Annotated in this window: 21 protein-coding genes; 11 read left to right on the plus strand and 10 right to left on the minus strand. The window is 59.5% G+C overall.

Annotation, left to right across the window (positions count from 1 at the left end):
* Window position 1: 1 nt before the first annotated feature.
* On the minus strand, window positions 2-901 hold the full coding sequence (locus tag ACEPLT_RS06685; protein WP_044596935.1) for a glycyl-radical enzyme activating protein: 900 nt from the start codon (window positions 899-901) through the stop codon (window positions 2-4).
* A gap of 129 nt (window positions 902-1,030) precedes the next feature.
* Here ACEPLT_RS06685 and fsa point away from each other — a divergent pair, with 129 nt between their 5' ends.
* The gene (fsa, locus tag ACEPLT_RS06690; protein ID WP_008501195.1) at window positions 1,031-1,693 is read left to right on the plus strand and encodes a fructose-6-phosphate aldolase; all 663 of its coding nucleotides are present in this window, start codon (window positions 1,031-1,033) and stop codon (window positions 1,691-1,693) included.
* Window positions 1,694-1,778: 85 nt separating this feature from the next.
* On the opposite strand, the gene moeB is transcribed toward fsa, so the two are convergent.
* Together moeB and moeA are read right to left on the minus strand one after the other, a co-directional pair.
* Window positions 1,779-2,531 (minus strand): molybdopterin-synthase adenylyltransferase MoeB, encoded by a 753-nt coding sequence (moeB, locus tag ACEPLT_RS06695; RefSeq protein WP_094943810.1) that lies wholly within the window; start codon window positions 2,529-2,531, stop codon window positions 1,779-1,781.
* A 1-nt stretch (window position 2,532) separates the two neighbouring features.
* Entirely contained in the window at window positions 2,533-3,765 is a 1,233-nt protein-coding gene (moeA, locus tag ACEPLT_RS06700; protein ID WP_232928206.1) for a molybdopterin molybdotransferase MoeA, read from the minus strand.
* 187 nt (window positions 3,766-3,952) lie between these two features.
* Between moeA and iaaA the strand changes: the two genes are divergently transcribed.
* From iaaA to gsiD, 5 genes are read left to right on the plus strand one after another with little or no spacing between them, the layout of a single operon-like run.
* Complete coding sequence (gene iaaA, locus ACEPLT_RS06705) at window positions 3,953-4,891, plus strand: beta-aspartyl-peptidase (RefSeq protein WP_232928209.1); 939 nt, start codon at window positions 3,953-3,955, stop codon at window positions 4,889-4,891.
* A gap of 11 nt (window positions 4,892-4,902) precedes the next feature.
* Window positions 4,903-6,774, plus strand: a complete 1,872-nt coding sequence (gene gsiA, locus ACEPLT_RS06710) for a glutathione ABC transporter ATP-binding protein GsiA (protein WP_232928225.1) — start codon at window positions 4,903-4,905, stop codon at window positions 6,772-6,774.
* Between the two features lie 23 nt (window positions 6,775-6,797).
* Complete coding sequence (gene gsiB, locus ACEPLT_RS06715; protein ID WP_447088339.1) at window positions 6,798-8,336, plus strand: glutathione ABC transporter substrate-binding protein GsiB; 1,539 nt, start codon at window positions 6,798-6,800, stop codon at window positions 8,334-8,336.
* 5 nt (window positions 8,337-8,341) lie between these two features.
* A complete protein-coding gene (gene gsiC / locus ACEPLT_RS06720) occupies window positions 8,342-9,262 on the plus strand; it encodes a glutathione ABC transporter permease GsiC (RefSeq protein ID WP_021240949.1) in 921 nt (306 codons plus the stop codon).
* Between the two features lies 1 nt (window position 9,263).
* Window positions 9,264-10,175 carry a glutathione ABC transporter permease GsiD gene (gene gsiD / locus ACEPLT_RS06725; protein ID WP_023292926.1) on the plus strand — a complete coding sequence of 304 codons (912 nt, stop codon included), beginning with the start codon at window positions 9,264-9,266 and terminating at the stop codon, window positions 10,173-10,175.
* A 63-nt stretch (window positions 10,176-10,238) separates the two neighbouring features.
* On the opposite strand, the gene rimO is transcribed toward gsiD, so the two are convergent.
* Window positions 10,239-11,564: a 30S ribosomal protein S12 methylthiotransferase RimO gene (rimO, locus tag ACEPLT_RS06730; protein WP_008501203.1), complete on the minus strand. Its 1,326-nt coding sequence runs from the start codon at window positions 11,562-11,564 to the stop codon at window positions 10,239-10,241.
* Window positions 11,565-11,780: 216 nt separating this feature from the next.
* Between rimO and bssR the strand changes: the two genes are divergently transcribed.
* Both bssR and ACEPLT_RS06740 read left to right on the plus strand, forming a co-directional pair.
* The gene (bssR, locus tag ACEPLT_RS06735; protein ID WP_021240947.1) at window positions 11,781-12,164 is read left to right on the plus strand and encodes a biofilm formation regulator BssR; all 384 of its coding nucleotides are present in this window, start codon (window positions 11,781-11,783) and stop codon (window positions 12,162-12,164) included.
* Between the two features lie 106 nt (window positions 12,165-12,270).
* A complete protein-coding gene (locus ACEPLT_RS06740; protein ID WP_021240946.1) occupies window positions 12,271-13,389 on the plus strand; it encodes a PQQ-dependent sugar dehydrogenase in 1,119 nt (372 codons plus the stop codon).
* Here the strand turns inward: ACEPLT_RS06740 and ACEPLT_RS06745 are convergent, their stop codons facing one another.
* The gene (locus tag ACEPLT_RS06745; RefSeq protein ID WP_023292924.1) at window positions 13,390-14,016 is read right to left on the minus strand and encodes a glutathione S-transferase family protein; all 627 of its coding nucleotides are present in this window, start codon (window positions 14,014-14,016) and stop codon (window positions 13,390-13,392) included.
* A gap of 241 nt (window positions 14,017-14,257) precedes the next feature.
* On the opposite strand from ACEPLT_RS06745, the gene dacC reads away from it, so the two are divergent.
* Window positions 14,258-15,463, plus strand: a complete 1,206-nt coding sequence (gene dacC, locus ACEPLT_RS06750) for a serine-type D-Ala-D-Ala carboxypeptidase (RefSeq protein WP_008501207.1) — start codon at window positions 14,258-14,260, stop codon at window positions 15,461-15,463.
* Window positions 15,464-15,550: 87 nt separating this feature from the next.
* On the opposite strand, the gene deoR is transcribed toward dacC, so the two are convergent.
* The 3 genes from deoR to ACEPLT_RS06765 form a co-directional block, all read right to left on the minus strand.
* Window positions 15,551-16,309: a DNA-binding transcriptional repressor DeoR gene (gene deoR / locus ACEPLT_RS06755; protein WP_023292922.1), complete on the minus strand. Its 759-nt coding sequence runs from the start codon at window positions 16,307-16,309 to the stop codon at window positions 15,551-15,553.
* A 67-nt stretch (window positions 16,310-16,376) separates the two neighbouring features.
* Window positions 16,377-16,985 carry an undecaprenyl-diphosphate phosphatase gene (gene ybjG, locus ACEPLT_RS06760; protein ID WP_021240944.1) on the minus strand — a complete coding sequence of 203 codons (609 nt, stop codon included), beginning with the start codon at window positions 16,983-16,985 and terminating at the stop codon, window positions 16,377-16,379.
* 7 nt (window positions 16,986-16,992) lie between these two features.
* A complete protein-coding gene (locus tag ACEPLT_RS06765) occupies window positions 16,993-17,721 on the minus strand; it encodes a phosphatase PAP2 family protein (protein WP_021240943.1) in 729 nt (242 codons plus the stop codon).
* Between the two features lie 168 nt (window positions 17,722-17,889).
* On the opposite strand from ACEPLT_RS06765, the gene ACEPLT_RS06770 reads away from it, so the two are divergent.
* A complete protein-coding gene (locus ACEPLT_RS06770; protein ID WP_232928236.1) occupies window positions 17,890-19,122 on the plus strand; it encodes an MFS transporter in 1,233 nt (410 codons plus the stop codon).
* A 58-nt stretch (window positions 19,123-19,180) separates the two neighbouring features.
* On the opposite strand, the gene ACEPLT_RS06775 is transcribed toward ACEPLT_RS06770, so the two are convergent.
* Window positions 19,181-19,993, minus strand: coding sequence for a Cof-type HAD-IIB family hydrolase (locus ACEPLT_RS06775; protein WP_163340867.1), 813 nt, complete (start codon window positions 19,991-19,993; stop codon window positions 19,181-19,183).
* A complete protein-coding gene (locus ACEPLT_RS06780; RefSeq protein WP_023326980.1) occupies window positions 19,983-21,197 on the minus strand; it encodes an MFS transporter in 1,215 nt (404 codons plus the stop codon). Before ACEPLT_RS06780 ends, ACEPLT_RS06775 begins: the two co-directional genes overlap by 11 nt.
* An 81-nt stretch (window positions 21,198-21,278) precedes the next feature.
* On the opposite strand from ACEPLT_RS06780, the gene ACEPLT_RS06785 reads away from it, so the two are divergent.
* Complete coding sequence (locus ACEPLT_RS06785; protein WP_021240939.1) at window positions 21,279-21,842, plus strand: TetR/AcrR family transcriptional regulator; 564 nt, start codon at window positions 21,279-21,281, stop codon at window positions 21,840-21,842.
* Window positions 21,843-21,908: the final 66 nt, after the last annotated feature.

A 21,908-nucleotide genomic window follows, 5' to 3' on the forward strand; every position in this document is an offset into this window, starting at 1 on the left:
TTTATCCTCGTAAGGTCGCGGTTAACCCTTTCTGGCAGGCGTACTGCTGTGCGAAGTCCAGCAGGGCAGGGTTATCCAGCGGTTTGTCAGGGGCAGAGTAGGGTTGGCCGAGCAGGGTGTATTTGTTCATGCCCAGCGTGTGATACGGCAGAAAATGAATATCGTCGACGCCGAGTTCATCGGCAGCGAAGTTGGTAATGGCGGTGATGGAGGCTTCATCCGCGTTGAAGCCCTGGATCAGCGGCACGCGGATGGTGATCGTTTTCCCGGCGGCGGCCAGGCGTTTCAGGTTGTCCAGGATGCGCTTAGCCGAACCGTCCGTCCACTGCTTGAAAACGTCACCGTCGACGTGCTTCAGGTCGGCGAGGAACAGATCGACGTAGGGTAATGACGGCTCGATATAATGCCACGGCACGTGAAGGCAGGTTTCGACGGCGGTGTGGATACCCTGGTCGTGGCTGGCTTTAAACAGCGCGTGCGCCAGCTCCGGGTTCATAAACGGTTCGCCGCCGGAGAGGGTGATCCCGCCGCCGCTGCGGTCGTAAAAGGGTTTATCGCGCAGTACGGTCGCCATGATCTCCTCGACCTGCTTTTCTTCGCCGCAAACGGTCAGCGCCTGCGTCGGGCAGCAGTCGGTGAGGGCATCAAGCGTCTCTTCACTCAGCTTTTCGCGGTGGATGACCAGGCCATTCAGCGCGCGTTCGATGCAGCCCGGTGCCGCCTGCTGGCACAGGTCGCAGCCGTTCAGGCACAGACGCGCATCAAACAGCACGTCCCGGCTGCGGGAGCGGCTTTCCGGGTTCTGGCACCAGCGACAGCCCAGCGAGCAGCCTTTCAGGAACACCACGGTACGGATACCGGGGCCGTCGTGGGTAGAGTAACGCTGAATATTGAAGATCATGTTTTTCGCCTCTCATCTTGCATATGAAGATTAAATTACTTTCGAATGAAAGTTATCTTGATGCAGGTCAACTCTTGAGCAGGTTTTGTCGTGATAGGGTAAGTGCAGGCTAATTTTGAGGGTGACATCATGGAACTTTATCTCGACACATCTGACGTTGCGGCAGTCAAAAAGCTGGCGCGTATCTTCCCGCTGGCGGGCGTGACCACCAACCCAAGCATCGTTGCGGCCGGTAAAACGCCGCTCGACGAACTGCTGCCCGCGCTGCACGACGCGCTGGGCGGCAAGGGCCGTCTGTTCGCGCAGGTGATGGCTACCACCGCCGAAGGGATGGTGGAAGACGCGCGTAAGCTGCGCGCCATCATTAACGATCTGGTGGTGAAAGTGCCGGTGACCGCAGAAGGGCTGGCGGCGATCAAGATGCTGAAGGCGGAAGGGATCCCGACCCTGGGCACGGCGGTCTACGGTGCTGCGCAGGGAATGCTCTCCGCGCTGGCGGGGGCGGAGTATGTGGCCCCTTACGTTAACCGCGTGGACGCGCAGGGCGGGGACGGGATTCAGACCGTAATTGAGCTGCAACAGCTGCTGACGCTGCACGCGCCGCAGTCAAAGGTGCTGGCCGCGAGCTTTAAAACCCCGCGTCAGGCGCTGGACTGCCTGCTGGCAGGCTGCGAGTCCATCACGCTGCCGCTGGACGTGGCGCAGCAGTTTATTACCTCTCCGGCGGTAGACGCAGCGATTGTGAAGTTTGAGCAGGACTGGCAGGGGGCGTTTGGACGGACGTCCATCTGACGCGGTTGCCGGGTGGCGCTAACGCTTACCCGGCCTGCGTTCGAGCCGTTGTAGGTCGGGTAAGGCGACGCCGCCACCCGACTTTTTACTGACTACACACCTCACACCCCGGATTACGCATTAGCTTCATTTCGCGGAACTGGCAGGTCATCGCGTCATACATCACGATTTTCCCCGCGGCGGGCGTGCCGTAATTCGTCAGCACCTTGATCGCTTCCATTGCCTGCAGTGAACCAATCACGCCGACGAGCGGCGCCATCACGCCCGCCTCAACGCAGGTCAGCGCATTCTCGCCAAACAGACGGCTCAGGCAGCGGTAGCAGGGTTCACCCTCGGCGTACGTGAAGACGCTGATTTGCCCCTCCATGCGGATCGCCGCCCCGGAGACCAGCGGGGTTTTGTGAGCAAAACAGCCCGCGTTGAGCTGATTACGGACGGTGACGTTATCCGTGCAGTCCAGGACCAGATCGTGCCGGGCAATCTGCGCGGAGAGCGCGTCGTCATCCAGCATTGCGTCAATCAGCGTGAACTGAACGTGGGGGTTGATGCGCGCCAGCGCAGCCCTGGCGGATTCCACTTTCGGCAGGCCCACCGTCGCGTCACTGTGCAGCGTCTGGCGCTGCAGGTTGGACACCGACACGGTATCGAAATCCAGCAGCGTCATGCTTCCTGCGCCCGCCGCGGCAAGGTACTGCGCGGCGGCGCAGCCCAGCCCGCCCAGCCCGACGACCAGCACGCTGGCCGCCTTGAGCGCTTCCTGACCTTCGAAATCAAACCCGCGCAGCACAATCTGGCGGTTGTAGCGCATCATCTCCTGATCGCTCAGCTCCACCGTCATGTCAGCCTCCGAACAGGTGGTTAAAGCGCTCGACCTCAACCCATTCGCCGGCTTCCACGTTGCCGCGCTCGCGCTCCAGCACGATGAAGCAGTTGCCCAGACTGAAGGAGCTGAAAATGTGCGAGCCCTGATGTCCGGTGGTGCTCACTTCGAGCTCGCCGTCCGCACCGCGGGTCAGAATGCCGCGCTGGAAATCGAGACGGCCCGGTGATTTTTTCAACCGCGTGGCGGCACGCACGCACACGCGTTCCGGCAGCGGGCTGGCCTTGTTGCCGGAAAGCTTCGCCAGCAGCGGGATCGCCAGCTGGTAGAAGGTGAGTGCCGCCGAGACCGGGTTACCCGGCAGGCCGCAGAACCAGCTGTGTGAAAGCTTGCCAAACGCGAACGGCTTGCCCGGCTTGATCGCCAGCTTCCAGAAGGCGATTTCACCCAGCTCTTCAAGAAGGGTTTTGGTGTAATCCGCTTCGCCCACGGAGACGCCGCCGGAGCTGATGACCACGTCGGCGGATTTATCCGCCTCGATAAACGCCGCGCGCAGTTTTTCCGGATCGTCAGGAATGATGCCGAGGTTAATCACCTCGCAGCCCAGCTGCTCCAGCATCAGGTGTACCGCCAGGCGGTTGGTGTCGTAAATCTGGCCGTCCTGCAGCGGCTGGCCCGGAAGCTGCAGCTCGTCGCCGGTGGAGAAAACGGCGACGCGCACTTTACGGATCACGTCGATTTCAGCAACGCCGAGCGACGCCAGCACCGGCAACTCCGCCACCGTCAGCTTTTGCCCGGCGGCAAAGACCGTCGCGCCGAGGGTAATGTCCTCGCCGGTACGGCGGATGTTCTGGCCCGCTTTGACGCTCGCGGTAAAACGCACGCCGTCGTCGGTCTGTTCGGTCTCTTCCTGCATCACCACGGCGTCGCAGCCTGGCGGAACCGGTGCGCCGGTCATGATGCGCACGCAGGTGCCTGCAGGCCATTCGCCGCTAAACGGCTGACCCGCAAAGGCTTTACCCGCCACCGGCAGGGCGTTACCCGTCTGGAGATCCGCCAGGCGTACCGCGTAACCGTCCATCGCGGAGTTATCAAACCCCGGCACGTTAAGCGGAGAGACGATATCGCGCGCGGCAATACGGCCAAAACAGCGCACGAGGGGCAGCGTCTCAACGTCATGCAGCGGGGAAACTCGGTCAAGCATCTGCGTGAGTGCCGTCTCAAGCGGCATCAGTCCGGCGGTAAAATCCATGGTGGGCTCCTGCGGAGTAACAACGAAAGCGTCCATTATGGCAGAAAAGTGCGGCTAACTGTATGACCGAAGGGTGCACGCTTTACATCACTGTTACGTCTTTCTATATTCAAAAATCATCTGAAGTTTCGTCGACGATAATGATATTTATAGAAAAAGCCGCAAAACAGGCTAACGGGTGATGCGAATGGTTAAGGCGGTAATCGCAATTCATGGCGGGGCCGGGGCAATCACCCGTGCACAGCTCACTTCTGAGCAGGAAAAACGCTACATCGACGCGCTGTACGCCATTGTGGAAACGGGCCAGAAAATGCTGGAAGCGGGCGAGAGCGCGCTGGATGTGGTCACCGAGGCGGTGCGTCTGCTGGAAGAGTGCCCGTTATTTAATGCGGGGATCGGTTCGGTCTTTACCCGGGATGAAACCCACGAGCTGGATGCCTGCGTCATGGACGGTATCTCCCTGAAAGCGGGGGCCGTGGCAGGCGTCAGCCACCTGCGTAACCCGGTGCTGGCCGCGCGTCTGGTGATGGAAGAGAGCCCGCACGTGCTGCTGACGGGCGCGGGGGCGGAGAGGTTTGCCTTCGAACACGGAATGGCGCCGGTATCGCCCGATCTGTTTTCCACAGAGGCGCGCTATCAGCAGCTGCTGGACGCCCGTTCGGCGGGTATGACGCAGCTTGACCATACTGCGCCGCTGGATGAGCGCAGCAAAATGGGCACGGTGGGCGCGGTGGCGCTCGACAAAGCGGGCAACCTCGCGGCGGCAACCTCCACGGGCGGGATGACCAACAAGCTCCCCGGACGCGTGGGCGACAGCCCGCTGCCCGGCGCGGGCTGCTATGCCAATAACGCCACGGCGGCGGTGTCGTGTACCGGCACCGGGGAAGTCTTTATTCGTGCCCTTGCGGCCTACGACATCACCGCGCTGATGGATTACGGCGGTTTAAGCCTCAGCGAAGCCTGCGAGCGCGTGGTGATGGAGAAACTGCCTGCCCTGGGCGGCGTCGGCGGACTCATTGCTGTGGATCGTGAGGGCAACGTGGCCCTGCCGTTCAACAGTGAAGGCATGTACCGCGCCTGGGGCTATGCCGGCGATGAGCCGAGCACGGGGATCTATCGTGAATAAGGGGGCAGCGCGTGCCGCACAGTGAAGAGCTGGACAACCGCGAAGTGCTGGCTGTCCATCAGCTGAATATTGCGTTTCAGGAAGAGCGGCAGTTCATCCCCGCAGTACAGAATTTATCGTTCACGCTCAGGCGCGGCGAGACGCTGGCGATTGTTGGCGAATCCGGCTCCGGGAAATCGGTCACCGCGCTGGCGCTGATGCGCCTGCTGGAACAGACGGGCGGGCAGATCGGCAGCGAGAAAATGCTGCTGCGCCGCCGTAACCGTCAGGTCATTGATTTAAACGAGCTGAGCGGCGCGCAGATGCAGGGCGTGCGCGGGGCGGACATTGCGATGATCTTCCAGGAGCCGATGACCTCCCTGAACCCGGTGTTCCCGGTCGGGGAACAAATCGCCGAGTCCATCCGCCTGCATCAGGGGCTGAGCGGCGATGAGGCGCTCAACGAGGCCCGACGGATGCTGGAGCTGGTGCGCATTCCGGAGGCGCAGGCCATCCTGGGCCGCTACCCGCATCAGCTTTCCGGCGGCATGCGCCAGCGGGTGATGATTGCCATGGCGCTCTCCTGCCGTCCGGCGGTGCTGATTGCCGATGAACCGACGACGGCGCTGGACGTGACGATTCAGGCGCAGATCCTGCAGCTCATCAAGGTGCTGCAGCAGGAGATGGAGATGGGGGTGATTTTCATCACCCACGATATGGGCGTGGTCGCCGATATCGCCGATCGGGTGCTGGTGATGCACAAGGGCAGCGCGGTGGAAACCGGACCGGTTGAACAGATTTTTCACGCGCCCGCGCATCCTTACACCAAAGCGCTGCTGGCGGCGGTTCCGCGCCTGGGGGCGATGAACGGCAGCGATCTGCCGCGTCGTTTTCCGTTGATTTCACTGGAGGCGTCTGAGCCGCAGGAGGAGGAACGCGAGCAGGACACCGTGGTGCCGGGCAAGCCCATTCTGGAAGTGCGCAATCTGGTCACGCGTTTTCCGCTGCGCAGCGGCGTGTTGAACCGCGTAAAGCGCGAAGTGCACGCGGTGGAAAACGTCAGCTTCGACCTCTGGCCGGGCGAAACGCTGGCGCTGGTAGGGGAGTCCGGCTGCGGTAAATCCACGACCGGGCGCGCGTTGCTCCGTCTGGTGGACGCGCAGGAGGGCAGCATTACCTTTAACGGCGAGCGCATTGATACCCTTCCGGACAGCAGGCTGCAGGCGGTGCGGCGGGATATTCAGTTTATTTTTCAGGATCCGTATGCCTCTCTCGATCCGCGACATACGGTGGGGTATTCGATCATGGAGCCGCTGCGGGTGCATAACCTGCTCGACGGCGAGGCGGCGCAGCGTCGCGTGGCCTGGCTGCTAGAGCGCGTTGGCCTGAAGCCGGAACACGCCTGGCGTTATCCGCACGAGTTTTCCGGCGGGCAGCGGCAGCGTATCTGCATCGCCCGCGCGCTGGCGCTGAACCCAAAAGTGGTGATTGCGGATGAATCCGTCTCGGCGCTGGATGTCTCTATCCGGGCGCAAATCATCAATCTGCTGCTGGATTTACAGCGGGATATGGGGATCGCCTTCCTGTTTATCTCGCACGACATGGCGGTGGTTGAGCGCATCAGCCATCGCGTGGCGGTGATGTTTATGGGGCAAATCGTGGAAATCGGGCCGCGAAGGGCGGTATTTGAGAACCCGCAGCACCCGTACACCCGCAAGCTCATCGCGGCGGTCCCGGTCGCCGACCCGGCGCATCGTCACGGCCAGCGCGTGCTGCTGCAGGATGAAATGCCGAGCAATATTCGTAAACGCGGCGAGGCCGTGGAGCGCGTGGCGCTGCGTGAGGTCGGTCCGGGTCATTTCGTGGCTCCCCCGCGTCAGGACAATGCCTTTTCGCGGTTATAACTTTCAACAGGCAGGAGAACATAATGGTTACATTTGTAGCGCGTAGATGGTTGTTAGCCGCGAGCGTGACGGCAGCCCTGGCCGCTGCCCCCGCGTTCGCTGCCAAAGATGTGGTGGTCGCTGTCGGCTCTAACTTCACCACGCTGGATCCGTATGACGCTAACGACACGCTCTCCCAGGCGGTGGCGAAATCGTTCTACCAGGGCCTGTTTGGCCTGGATAAAGAGATGAAGCTTAAAAACGTGCTGGCGGAGGGGTACACCGTTTCGGATGACGGGCTGGTGTACACCATTAAGCTCAAAACCGGGGTGAAGTTCCAGGACGGCACCGACTTTAATGCCGACGCGGTGAAGGTAAACCTCGATCGCGCCAGCAATCCTGAGAACAGCCTCAAGCGTTACAACCTCTATAAAAACATCGCCAAAACCGAGGTGGTCGACGCGGCGACGGTAAAAATCACCCTGAAAGAGCCGTTCTCCGCGTTTATCAATATTCTGGCGCATCCGGCGACGGCGATGATTTCCCCTGCCGCGCTGAAGAAATACGGCAAGGAGATCGGCTTCCACCCGGTGGGTACCGGTTCGTACGAGCTGGTCACCTGGAACCAGACCGATTTTGTGAAGGTGAAGAAATACGCGGGCTACTGGCAGAAAGGGCTGCCGAAGCTGGACACCATCACCTGGCGTCCGGTAGTGGATAACAATACCCGTGCGGCGATGCTGCAAACCGGCGAGGCGCAGTTTGCCTTCCCGGTCCCGTACGAGCAGGCCGCCATTCTGGAGAAAAACAGCAAGCTGGAGCTGGTCGCCAGCCCGTCGATCATGCAGCGCTACATCAGCATGAACGTCACGCAAAAGCCGTTCGATAATCCGAAGGTGCGCGAAGCCATTAACTATGCCATTAACCGCCAGGCGCTGGTTAAGGTCGCTTTTGCGGGCTATGCCACCCCGGCCACCGGCGTGCTGCCGCCGGCTATCGCGTATGCGCAAAGCTATCAGCCGTGGCCGTACGATCCGGCCAAAGCGCGCGAGCTGCTGAAAGAGGCGGGCTATCCGAACGGCTTTAGCACCACGCTGTGGTCGTCGCATAACCACAGTACCGCCCAGAAGGTGCTGCAGTTTACCCAGCAGCAGCTGGCACAGGTGGGGATTAAGGCGCAGGTTACCGCCATGGATGCCGGACAGCGTGCGGCAGAGGTCGAGGGGAAAGGGCAGAAAGAGAGCGGCGTGCGGATGTTCTACACCGGCTGGTCGGCCTCGACGGGTGAAGCCGACTGGGCGCTGTCGCCGCTGTTTGCCTCGCAGAACTGGCCGCCAACCCTGTTCAATACCGCGTTTTACAGCAATCCGCAGGTGGACAAAGACCTGGCCGATGCGCTGAAAACCACCAAACCGGAGGAGAAGGCACGCCTCTACAAGGACGCGCAGGACATCATCTGGAAAGAGTCGCCGTGGGTGCCGCTGGTGGTGGAGAAACTGGTGTCAGCCCATAACAAAGCGTTGACCGGGTTCTACATCATGCCGGATACGGGCTTTAGCTTTGACGATGCGGATTTAAAATAACGCCCATGCTGAACTATGTTTGTAAACGCCTGCTGGGGCTTATCCCGACGCTGCTGATTGTGGCGGTGCTGGTGTTTTTGTTTGTCCACATGCTGCCGGGCGATCCGGCGCGTCTGGTTGCCGGGCCCGAAGCGGATGCCACGGTCATTGAGCTGGTGCGTAAACAGCTTGGTCTTGACCAGCCGCTGTATATGCAGTTTCTGCACTATATTGGCAACGTTCTGCAGGGCGATTTTGGTATCTCGATGGTGTCGCGTCGTCCGGTGTCGGAGGAGATCGCCAGCCGCTTTATGCCCACGTTCTGGTTAACGATAGCCAGCATGAGCTGGGCGGTGGTGTTCGGACTTGGCGCCGGGATTGTGGCGGCCGTCTGGCGCAACCGCTGGCCGGACAAGCTCGGCATGGCGCTGGCGGTGACCGGCATCTCCTTCCCGGCGTTCGCGCTGGGGATGCTGCTGATGCAGATCTTCTCCGTTGAGCTGGGCTGGCTGCCCACCGTCGGGGCCGATACCTGGAAGCATTACATTCTGCCCTCGATGACGCTGGGGGCTGCCGTGTCGGCGGTGATGGCCCGCTTTACCCGCGCCTCGTTCGTTGACGTGCTGAGCGAAGATTATATTCGCACCGCGCGGGCGAAAGGGGTCAGCGAGAAGTGGGTCATTCTCAAGCACGGGTTCCGCAATGCGATGATCCCGGTGGTGACGATGATGGGGCTGCAGTTTGGCTTCCTGCTGGGCGGCTCTATCGTGGTGGAAAAGGTCTTCAACTGGCCCGGGCTGGGACGTCTGCTGGTCGATTCCGTCGAGATGCGCGACTACCCGGTGATTCAGGCGGAAGTCCTGCTTTTCTCGCTGGAGTTTATTCTTATCAACCTCGTGGTGGACGTGCTCTACGCCGCCATTAACCCGGCCATCAGGTATAAGTAAGATGCGATTGTTGAACTGGCGGCGTCAGGCCGTATTAAACGCCATGCCGGGGCTAAAACCGGACCACATCCGCACCCCGTGGTCTGAATTCTGGCGGCGCTTTCGCCGTCAGCCGGTCGCGATGACCGCGGGGCTGTTCGTGCTGCTGCTGATCGTGGTGGCGATCGTGGCGCCGTGGGTGGCGCCGTTTGATGCGGAAAACTATTTTGACTACGACCGCCTGAACGACGGGCCCTCGATGCTCCACTGGTTCGGCGTGGACTCTCTCGGGCGGGATATCTTTAGCCGGGTGCTGGTGGGGGCGCAGATCTCGCTCGCCGCCGGGGTGTTTGCGGTGCTGATCGGCGCGACCATTGGGATCGTGCTGGGGCTGGTCGCCGGCTATTACGAAGGCTGGTGGGACCGCATCATCATGCGCATCTGCGACGTGCTGTTTGCCTTCCCCGGCATTCTGCTGGCGATTGCCGTGGTGGCGATCATGGGCAGCGGCATGGCAAACGTCATCATTGCGGTCGCGGTGTTTTCGATTCCGGCCTTTGCGCGCCTGGTGCGCGGCAACACGCTGGTGCTGAAACAGCAGACCTTTATCGAGTCGGCCCGCAGTATGGGGGCCAGCGACGCCACCATTCTCTTCAGCCATATTCTGCCGGGGACGGTGTCGTCCATCGTGGTCTACTTCACCATGCGTATCGGCGTGTCGATAATCTCGGCGGCCAGCCTGTCGTTTCTGGGGCTAGGGGCACAGCCTCCGACGCCGGAGTGGGGCGCGATGCTGAACGAGGCGAGGGCCGATATGGTGATTGCGCCGCACGTGGCAATCTTCCCGAGTCTGGCGATTTTCCTGACCGTGCTGGCGTTTAACCTACTGGGGGATGGGCTGCGCGACGCGCTGGATCCGAGGATAAAGGGGTAGTGCAGTGAAATGTGCCGGGTGGCGGCTACGCCTTACCCGGCCTACAAAAGCGGAGTGGGGAGATTAAACCCGGCTACCCCACAGGTCATACTCATCCGCGTTTTCAACCTTCACGCGAATAATATCACCCGGCTTAACGTTGGTTTCGCCATTCAGGTACACCGCGCCGTCGATTTCAGGGGCGTCCGCCATGCTGCGGCCAATCGCGCCTTCTTCGTCCACCTCGTCGATGATAACCATGATCTCGCGGCCCACTTTTTCCTGCAGACGCTCGGCAGAAATCTGCTGCTGAAGCTGCATGAAGCGGTTCCAGCGCTCCTCTTTCACCTCTTCCGGCACCTGGTCCGCCAGCTCGTTGGCGGTTGCGCCTTCTACCGGGCTGTACTTGAAGCAGCCGACGCGGTCCAGACGCGCTTCTTTCAGGAAGTCGAGCAGCATCTGGAAATCTTCTTCGGTTTCACCCGGGAAGCCAACGATGAAGGTGGAGCGCAGGGTCAGATCCGGGCAGATCTCACGCCACTGCTTGATGCGCGCCAGCTGACGGTCAACGGAGCCAGGACGTTTCATCAGCTTCAGGATACGCGGGCTGGCATGCTGCAGCGGGATGTCCAGGTATGGCAGAATCTTGCCTTCCGCCATCAGTGGGATCACGTCGTCAACGTGCGGGTACGGGTAAACGTAGTGCAGACGCGTCCAGATACCGAGTTTGGACAGCTGCTCGCACAGGCCGACCATGCTGGTTTTCACCGGCTCGCCGTTGTGGAAACCGGAGCGGTGCTTAACGTCCACGCCGTAAGCTGAGGTGTCCTGGGAGATGACCAGCAGTTCCTTCACGCCTGCATCGGCCAGACGTTTGGCTTCCGCCAGCACTTCGCCGATTGGACGGCTCACCAGATCGCCACGCATGGACGGGATGATGCAGAAGGTGCATCGGTGGTTGCAGCCTTCGGAAATTTTCAGGTACGCGTAGTGGCGCGGCGTCAGCTTCACGCCCTGTTCCGGCACCAGGCTCAGGAACGGGTTGTGCTTGGGTTTTGGCACGTAGTGATGAACATGTTGCAGCACCTGCTCGTAGCTGTGCGGGCCGGTAATCTCCAGCACCTTCGGGTGCACTTCGCGGATCTGGTCTTCTTTCGCGCCCAGACAGCCGGTCACGATCACTTTGCCGTTTTCGGTCAGCGCTTCACCGATGGCTTCCAGTGACTCCTGGACCGCGCTGTCGATAAACCCGCAGGTGTTAACGATCACCATATCGGCGTTGTCGTAGCTTGGCACCACGTCATAGCCCTCGGTGCGCAGTTCGGTCAGGATGCGTTCTGAATCCACCAGGTTTTTCGGGCAGCCCAGGGAGACGAAGCCGATTTTCGGCTGGTGCGTAACATTGCTCATAGGTTAAAAATTCATCAATTATGGAGTTATCAGGGCGGGATTTTACAGCGTATCGCGGGGGATTTATACACTCTTTGCAAGGCGGATGCGTCGGGCCGAGGTTGTAACATTGTAAATAATGTTAATCAGTTAATAAAAATTGATCCCAGGCATTAAACTGTACAAAAAATGTACTTATCCTGACTATGCACCATGGCTGACAGAGGAGGAAAGAGCATGACCGTTGACAGACTAAAACGCGATCTGCTGAACAAGCTGATCAACGCCCGAATCGACCTGGCCGCGTACCTGCAGTTGAGGAAGGCAAAAGGGTATATGTCAGTCAGCGAAAGCGAACATCTGCGTGATAACCTGTTTGAACTTTGCAATTTCATGCGTGAAAAAGCACCGGCCCTGCAGGCGAACTACGGCGAAAGTGAAGAAGTCGCGCTGCGCCGCGCCGCCGAGGTGCTCTCCATTGCAGGGGTGTGTCTGATGAACGGACGCCACGACTGCCCGAATTTTATCGCCGTAAACGCGGAGAAGCTTGAAAACTGCCTGACAACGCTCTCTCTATGCATCATGTGTCTGAACGAGCACAAACAGCTCGAACAGCACTGATCCCGGGGGAGGCAACTCCCCCTTCTGATTAAGCTTTTGTAAAAGTGGTAACGCGCCCGGACGCAGTGGCTAATCTTTAAGCCATATGCCGATAAAGGAGTGCGTTATGCCTCGATCCTCGCTGATTTTCCTGCCTGCGTTATTCATTCCGTTTTCACTTCTTGCTGCGCCAGAGGCGGTGAAGGTCGAGGTGCTGCAAAACAGACTCGATCACCCCTGGTCCCTGGCGTTCCTGCCGGATAATAACGGGCTGCTGGTGACCCTGAAGGGCGGTCAGCTCAAACGCTGGCAGGCCGGAAAAGGGCTCTCCGATCCGATTGTCGGCGTACCGAAGGTCTGGGCAAACGGGCAGGGAGGATTGTTGGATGTGGTGCTGGCGCCGGATTTTGAAACGTCGCGCCGCGTCTGGCTGAGCTACGCCGAGGCCGGGCATGACGGCAAAGCCGGAACGGCGGTAGGCTTTGGCCGCCTGAGCGACGACTATTCCCGCATCGAGGGATTCCAGGTGGCGTTCCGCCAGATGCCGAAACTCTCAACCGGTAACCATTTCGGCGGACGGCTGGTGTTCGACGGCAAAGGCTCCCTCTTTATCGGACTCGGCGAGAATAACCAGCGTCCCACGGCGCAGGATCTGGATAAATTGCAGGGCAAAGTGGTGCGCCTCACCGAAGACGGAAAAGTCCCGCCGGATAACCCCTTTGTGAATACCCCCGGTGCGCGACCTGAAATCTGGTCTTACGGCATTCGCAACCCGCAGGGGATGGCGATGAACCCCTGGAGCGACACGCTGTGGCTGAACGAGCACGGCCCGCGCGGCGGGGATGAGATCAATATCCCGGAGAAGGGTAAGAACTACGGCTGGCCGCTGGCAACGCACGGCATTAACTACAGCGGTCTGAAAATCCCGGAAGCCAAAGGCGAGCACGTTGAGGGCACCGAGAAGCCACTGTTCGTCTGGAAAGTCTCACCCGCGGTAAGCGGCATGGCGTTCTACAACAGCGACGTCTTCCCGCAGTGGAAAAACAAGCTGTTTATCGGCGCGCTGAAGGAGAAGGACGTGATCGTGCTGAGCGTGGAGGGTAACAAGGTGACAGAGGACGGGCGCATTCTGGGCGACCGGGATCAGCGTATTCGGGATGTGCGGGTGGGGCCGGATGGGTATCTGTATGTCCTGACCGACGAGACGGACGGGCAGCTGTTGAAAGTCAGCCCGTCCGGCGCGTAATCAGGTAACCGGGATCATCACGACGTTACGGTACGCCGGGCGATCGCTCAGCTGTTTAAGCCAGCGCTCCAGGTGCGGGCGCGGCGTCCACTTCAGGCCCATGTTGGTCAGGTTCCAGACGAACGGCGCCACGGCGATATCGCCGATGCCGAACGCCTCGCCGGAGAACCAGGCGTGCTTCGCCAGCTCGTCATCCATCATCGCAAACAGATTTTCGCAGGCATCCTGCGCGGCGTGAATCGCGGGATAATCGCGTTCCGCTTCCGGCGTGCGGATAAGCCCCATCAGGATCACGCGGTGGGTCGGGGACAGCGTCTGGTTCGCCCAGTCCATCCACTTTTCGCCCTGGGCGCGGCGGGCCGGGTTTTCTACCCACAGGCGGCCCTGACCGTACTGGGCGGCGAGGTAACGCACAATCGTGTTGGACTCCCAAAGCGTCGCGTCCGTTTCATCATCGCGCAGCAGCGGCACCAGGCCATTCGGGTTCATGGCCAGATAGTCGGCCTCCTTGTTCACGCCGAACGCCATGCCTGCCATGATTTGATTGAACGGTAAATCCAGCTCTTCCAGCGTCCAGAGCACTTTCTTAACGTTGGTCGAATTATTCCTGCCCCACAGCGTAATCATATTTACTCCCGATGAGATGTGAATCCGAATCAGCTTTTCGCCATGGTGAGATAAACCTAACAATTACGCAACAGAAGACAAAAAAATCGCCTTAATCAAAGCGTATCTGAATGTTATTGCATAAACTTTAATAACTTTACCCTCGTTGGGTTTCTTTAACGGTTTTAGTGCGCTATTACTCATCGCTTCTTGCGACACGGTGATGTGACGTAATTTTTGAATGGACACTCGGGTGGCATTTATGACGCGTAAAATGACTTCTCTGCGCAGCCTGGCGGCAGGCTCTGCGCTTCTTTTCCTGTTTGCACCAACGCTCTACGCAGCTGAACAGGCTGCGCCCGAAGCGCCGCCAGTGGATGCGCGCGCCTGGATCCTGATGGACTACGCCAGCGGTAAAGTGCTGGCGGAAGGAAATGCGGATGAGAAACTCGATCCGGCAAGCCTGACCAAAATCATGACCAGCTATGTGGTGGGCCAGGCGCTGAAAGCGGGCAAGATCAAGCTGGACGATATGGTGACCATCGGGAAAGACGCCTGGGCGACCGGCAACCCGGCCCTGCGCGGATCTTCCGTGATGTTCCTGAAGCCAGGGGATCAGGTCTCCGTTTCCGATCTGAATAAAGGGGTGATTATTCAGTCGGGAAATGATGCGTGCATCGCGCTGGCCGACTACGTTGCCGGCAGCCAGGATTCTTTCATTGGCTTGATGAATGGTTACGCGCAGAAGCTGGGCTTAACCAACACCACGTTCAAAACGGTTCACGGCCTGGATGCGCCGGGCCAGTTCAGCACCGCGCGCGACATGGCGCTGCTGGGGAAAGCGCTGATCCACGACGTGCCGGATGAATACGCCATCCACAAAGAGAAAGAGTTTACCTTCAACAAAATTCGCCAGCCGAACCGCAACCGCCTGCTGTGGAGCAGCAACGTCAACGTGGACGGGATGAAAACCGGCACCACGGCGGGTGCAGGCTATAACCTGGTGGCCTCCGCGACCCAGGGCGACATGCGCCTGATTTCGGTAGTGCTGGGCACCAAAACCGACCGCATTCGTTTTAACGAATCAGAAAAACTGCTGACCTGGGGCTTCCGCTTTTATGAAACCGTGACGCCGATTAAACCGGATGCCACGTTCGTCAGCCAGCGCGTCTGGTTTGGTGACAAGAGCGAGGTGAACCTGGGCGCGGGTGAGGCGGGCTCGGTAACCATTCCGCGCGGCCAGCTGAAAAACCTGAAGGCCAGCTACACTCTGACCGACCCGCAGCTCACCGCCCCGCTGAAAAAAGGCCAGGTGGTTGGGACGATTGATTTCCAGCTTAACGGTAAGTCGATTGAACAGCGTCCGCTGATTGTGATGGAAGCAGTGGAAGAGGGCGGCTTCTTCAGCCGGATGTGGGATTTCGTGATGATGAAATTCCACGGGTGGTTTGGCAGCTGGTTTAGCTAAGTTTTTTGCCGGGTGGCGCTGCGCTTACCCGGCCTACGTTCGAGCCGTTGTAGGCCGGGTAAGGCGAAGCCGCCACCCGGCATAACCTCAATACATCAACTTCACCTGCTGCGCTTTCGCGTGGGCCACAATCTCGTCGTCCGGGCGGCAATCGCTGACGATGGCATCGAACTGCGCCAGCTCGCCCATTCTTGCCGGACGCACCTTACCAAACTTACTGTGATCGACCACCAGAACATGGTACTGCGCGGCGCTTAACGCCCAGTGCTTGACCGGTAATTCTTCCAGGTTAAAGCAGGTTGCCCCCTGACGCACATTGACGCCCGCGGCAGAATAAAACGCGATATCCGGGCAGAGGTTGCTGAGCGTGTCCTGCAGGTTGAGCGGCTTAAAGATCGCGTTGCTGGCGTGAAACTCACCGCCACAGAGGATCACCCGGCACTCGGGTTTCTCCTGGAGCGCCAGAAAGGTGTTCAGGGAATAACAGACGGCGGTAAACGGAATGCTGCTGTCGATGGCTTCGATAATCCACGGCGTGGTGGTACCGCAGTCAAAAAACAGCGTCTGGTGCGGCTGTACCAGGGAAGCCGCAAGCCGCGCGGCTTTGCGTTTCTCTTCCACCAGGCGCGTCTTCTGGTCGCTGATCAGATAATGGCTGGCGCTACGCGGCTCAAGCACAATGTATCCGCCCAGCAGCACGACGGGCGCGCTCTCGCTGTTCAGATCCCGACGAATGGTCATCTCCGAGACGCCGAGGAGGTTGGCGGCTTCCTTAAGATGCAGCTTATCGCTGCGCTTCAGCGCCTGTAGCAGCTGAGCAATGCGGTCATCGCGACGTGTTTCCATAGTTCCTCGGCATAAAAAAATGAACCCCCGCAGGGCGGGGGTTCAAGTGTAACCTGTCAGGTCGGGGTTAGTCACGTATCCAGCCTTTGCGGATCGGGATGGCGAAAATGGCGCGATAGAGTGAAGAAAGCGCACGGTAGAGCGCTTCCCCGATGAGGCTCCACAGGATAGCCGCGCTCACGCAGCCAATCAGCCCCACCAGGAAGCCGCCAACCATATCCAGCGGCCAGTGGACGCCCAGATACACGCGAGACCAGGCGATGGCCACAGCGACCACCATCAGCACCGCACCCGACCACAGGCGATGCCAGAACAGGAAGGCCAGTGCGAAGGTGAAGATCACCGTACCGTGATCGCTCGGGAAAGAGTCATCCGGCGCATGGTGCAGGAAGGTATAGCCGACGTGATCGACAAACGGACGATCGTGCGGGAACGCATGGCCCAGAATGTAACTTGCCAGGACGCTTACGCCGAGAGCCATCGCCACTTTGATTACAAGCTTGCGCTGCGCTTTCACCTGGCTACGCGGTCCCCACAGCCAGAGGATGGCTGCCAGCGCGGGCACGATACTGATCAGATCTTTTGCCAAAAAGGTGGCGAAGTCGATCATCCACTCGGGCGAGGCCGGGGTGGCGTTGATCAGATAAAACAGCTGATAATTCAGATTCTCTAGCATAGCGTTATCACTCTTTAGCAAACCGGGTGGAAACCAGCCCGTAGACTGCCACCTGGGAAAACCAGACCCACCACCCGGCCCACAGGTTGTGAGAGAAAAAATGCGCCCCGCGCATGACCTGACCGAAGCCCATCGCCAGACCCAGCAAAATGCCGAGAACGACAAAGCTCCAGGCCAGACGCGGCCGCTCGCGCCAGAAGGCAAAAAACAGTCCCATCACCATAAAGCCGCTGGAAGAATGGCCGCCGGGGAAGCAGCGCCCCGGGCCGCTGTCCGCCGGGACGGCGCTGAACAGGGGATAGGACATCGCCTTCCCGCCATATTCCACCAGGTCCCACGGGCAGCTGTGATGGCTCATGCTTTTCAGCACGCCCACGACCAGCGCGCCAAGCCCCATCAGCAGCGCCGCCGTAACCAGCCTCGCGTTACGCTTGTACGCGCCGTAAAACAGCGCCACGGCGCCTAAAGCGATGGCAATGTACTTCGCCAGACGATGGTTGAGCAGATCCAGCAGGTGGTCTTTCTGCAGCGGGAAGCTCTGCGTCGCCGCGTCATACCAGAAGCCGGTGATCCATCTGTCGAGCGCTTCATTGCGCGATAGCCACGTAAACACTACGGCAAGGACTATCAGTATGAAAAGCTGATAACCATAAAAGCGGGACGGCAAGCGGTAAAGGCGTTTTGTCTTATTTGTCTGTAACTTAGACAATTCTGAACGGCTGGAGGTGAGTGACATAATTTGGGGTCGTTGACGAGTAATGGGGCTATCATAAATCTGTCAAATTAAGGAAACCTTAAACGAAGACGATATGTGCTTTATTTCTGTTTATCCTCGATAAATCACTATCTCGGGCTGCGGCATTTCATTACACTCGTCGCGATTTTGTCATTATAAAGAGATTGCATGTTAAACCGTTCTTCTTCAGGTTCACGTCTGGGTCGTCAGGCGTTGCTTTTCCCTCTGTGTCTGGTGCTCTACGAATTTTCTACCTATATCGGCAACGATATGATCCAGCCCGGTATGCTGGCCGTGGTGGCGCAGTACAACGCCGGAATTGAGTGGGTACCGACCTCCATGACCGCCTATCTGGCCGGCGGCATGTTTTTACAGTGGCTGTTAGGCCCGCTGTCGGATCGTATTGGCCGTCGTCCGGTGATGCTGACGGGCGTGGTGTGGTTCATCGTCACCTGCCTTGCCACGCTGCTGGCGCAAAATATTGAACAATTTACTCTGCTGCGTTTCCTGCAGGGGGTGAGCCTGTGCTTTATCGGCGCCGTGGGGTATGCGGCCATTCAGGAGTCGTTTGAAGAGGCGGTGTGTATCAAAATCACCGCGCTGATGGCGAACGTGGCGCTGATCGCTCCCTTGCTCGGGCCGCTGGTGGGCGCCGCATGGGTGCATATGGCCCCCTGGGAAGGGATGTTTGTGCTCTTTGCCGTTCTCGCCGCCATCGCGTTCTTTGGCCTGCAGCGTGCGATGCCGGAAACCGCCACCCGCATCGGCGAGAAACTCTCGCTGAAAGAACTGGGTCGGGATTACAAAGAGGTGCTGAAAAACGGCCGCTTTGTAGCGGGCGCGCTGGCGACCGGGTTCGTTAGCCTGCCGCTGCTGGCGTGGATTGCCCAGTCTCCGGTCATTATCATCAGCGGTGAAAAGCTCAGCAGCTACGAGTACGGCCTGCTGCAGGTGCCGATCTTTGGCGCGCTGATTATCGGTAACCTGGTGCTGGCTCGTCTGACGTCACGCCGCACCGTGCGTTCGCTGATTATCATGGGCGGCTGGCCGATTGCGGCAGGGCTGATTCTGGCGGCGGTGGCAACCGTCGCGTCATCTCACGCTTATTTGTGGATGACGGCGGGGCTGAGTATCTACGCCTTCGGGATTGGCGTGGCGAACGCCGGGCTGGTGCGCCTGACGCTGTTTGCCAGCGAGATGAGTAAGGGCACGGTCTCCGCGGCGATGGGGATGCTACAGATGCTGATTTTTACCGTCGGTATCGAGGTGAGCAAGCATGCCTACGCGATGGGCGGTAACGGGCTGTTCAGCCTGTTTAACCTCGCCAATGGCGTGCTGTGGGTTGGCCTGATGGTGGTATTCCTGAAAGACAAGCGCGTCGGAAACGCTCTGCAACCTTAATTCTTATGCCCTCTCCCTGTGGGAGAGGGCTAGGGTGAGGGCACCAGACCGCACGCGGTCAATTAAACGGTGCCTCCCCGTTCAACACCTTCTCAATCACATCCAGCACGCCTTCCTCGTTATTGTGCGGCGCTTCAAAGCGCGCCGCCGCTTTGATATGCGGTCTGGCATTCGCCATCGCAAAGCTGAACCCGGACTGGCGCAGCATCTCCACGTCGTTGCCGCTGTCGCCGAAGGCCACCACGTCGCTGTTCTCTATGCCCCAGCGCTGTTGCAGGATCCGCAGGCCGTTGGCCTTATGCACGCCGGGGATAATGAGGTCGATACTGCCGTGACCGGTGGTGACGGGCACCATGATGTCACTCAGCTTTTCATGCAGCAGAGCCTGAATACGCGGAATTTCATCATCGGACACGTTGAGTCCGAACTTGAAGAAAATATCGTTCAGGTTGTCGAAATCGCTGACCATTTCCAGACGGTGATAGTACTTCGCCGCGATGGCCTTAAAGGCCTCGTCATAGCACTTCAGCGTATAGGCGCTGCTCTTCCCGCAGGCGATAATCTCAATGTCGGGAACGTCGTTTAAGACGCTCGCGACGGTCTCGAAATGGGCTTTCGACAGTTCACCGTTAAAGACGTCTTCACCCTCACTCACGACCCAGCCGCCGTTTTCGGCGACGAATGAAATTTCATGCGCAATCTCCGGGAAAAAGGAGATGAGCTGGTAGTACTGGTTGCCGCTGGCGACCACGAAACGAATGCCTTGCGCCTTCATGCGCGCGTACTGCGCCAGAAAGCGCGGGCGATTGTAGGTCTTGGCATCGCTCAGGAATGTGCCATCCATGTCGACGGCGATCAGTTTAACGCTCATATCCCTTCTCCAGTGTCGTTTGATTCGTTTCCGGCTTTGCCACCGCGCGCGCCACCAGCGCCGCGATGATGACCAACCCTAACACCACCAGCATGGCGCTGCGCAGCCCGTAGTGCTCCCCGAGGAAGCCGAGCAGCGGCGGCCCGACCAGGAAGGCGAGATAGCCCGTGGTTGCCACCACGCTGACGCGCGTCGGGGCATCCGGGCCGGTGTCGCTGGCGGCAGAGATGGTCAGCGGGAAGCCGAGGGATGCGCCCAGCCCCCAGAGGATCACCGAGACGCCGGCAATCCAGTCCACATCCACAAAAATGATCATCGCGATACCCAGCCCGCCGAGCAGGGCGCTGGCGCGCACTACCGCCACGCGGCTGTAGCGGTCGATAAACCAGCCGCCGGTGAAGCGCCCGACGGTCATCCCCAGCGTAAACCCGGCGTAAATCAGCGAGCCGGAGGTCGGGCTAAAGCCGTGACCGTCCACCATCAGCAGCGGCAGCCAGTCGTTGGCGGAGCCCTCCGCGAACGCCATCGCCAGCACCACCACGCCGATCAGCATCAGCTGGAAATCGCGGTAGAAGGGCAGCCCTTTTTCGGCAGAATGCTGTTCGTCCGCGGAGTTTTTACCGGTGCCGTCCGGGATGGCCCGGATGCCGGTCAGAATGGGAATGATGCACACCAGCGCCGCCAGCAGAATATGTAGATTCGCGCTCACGCCAGTGGCCGTCAGCGCCATCCCCACGCCCGCACCGGCCAGCGTGCCGAGGCTATAGAAGCCGTGCATCATTGGCAGCACGGTTTTGTTCATCTCGCGTTCGACCGCTGCCCCTTCCACATTTATCGCCACTTCCGCCGAGCCGAAGCTGCCGCCAAACACCGTCAGCCCGAGGGCAAACAGCACCGGTGAGGCAAACCACAGCGCCGCGCTCAGCACCATCATCCCGAACACCGCGAAGCACATGGTGGTGCGGATCACCGCTCGCGTACCGAAGCGCTTTACCAGCCACGCGGAGCAGAGAATGCCGCTCATGGAGCCTATCGACAGGCCGAACAGCACGATGCCCATTTCCGCGGTAGAGACGGACAAAATATCGCGAATGGCGGGCGTGCGCGTGGCCCAGGAGGCCATCAGCAGACCGGGAATGAAGAAGAACATAAACAGCGCCCACAGGCGGAGCTGCAGGGCTTTGCGGGGAGAGGTCAGCGTCATTGGGGTAGCACCAGAAGTACAACAATAGCGACAACACTAGCAAGTTTGTGTACATTTGTACACAAACCAGGTGAGGAATTGATGAGCAGACCACCCAACGATCCGCATCGCCGGGAGAAGATCCTGCAGGCGACGCTCGACACCATTGCTGAGCACGGCATTCATGCCGTCACGCACCGTAAAATCGCCACCTGCGCGGGCGTGCCGCTGGGGTCGATGACCTACTATTTCGACGGCATGGAGCCGCTGCTGGAGGAGGCCTTCACATGGTTTACCCGCCAGATGTCGCAGCAGTACCGGGATTTCTTCGCGGGCGTCACCGGGCCGGAAATGGCGTGCGAATCCATCACCACGCTGATCCACAGCTCGCAGGTGACCACGCCGCACAACATGGCGCTGATGTATCAGCTTTACGCCTTTATGCACCGCAGCGCGGCGCTGAAAACGGTGATGCAGGACTGGATGAAGATGAGCCAGACCACGCTGGAGCAGTGGTTCGACCCGGTCACCACCCGCGCGCTGGACGCGTTTATCGAAGGGATGACGCTGCACTATGTCACCGACCGGGCGCCGTTAAGCCGGGAGGAGATTCGGGCGATGGTGGGGAGGATTGCGGGCATTACACCGTTAAATAAAGAAAATTAGTTCATATTTTTCAATGTATTACGATTTTTCTCCATATTGACAATCCGGACCGAACACGTGACTATC

The organism is Enterobacter sp. fkY84-1, from assembly GCF_052974705.1.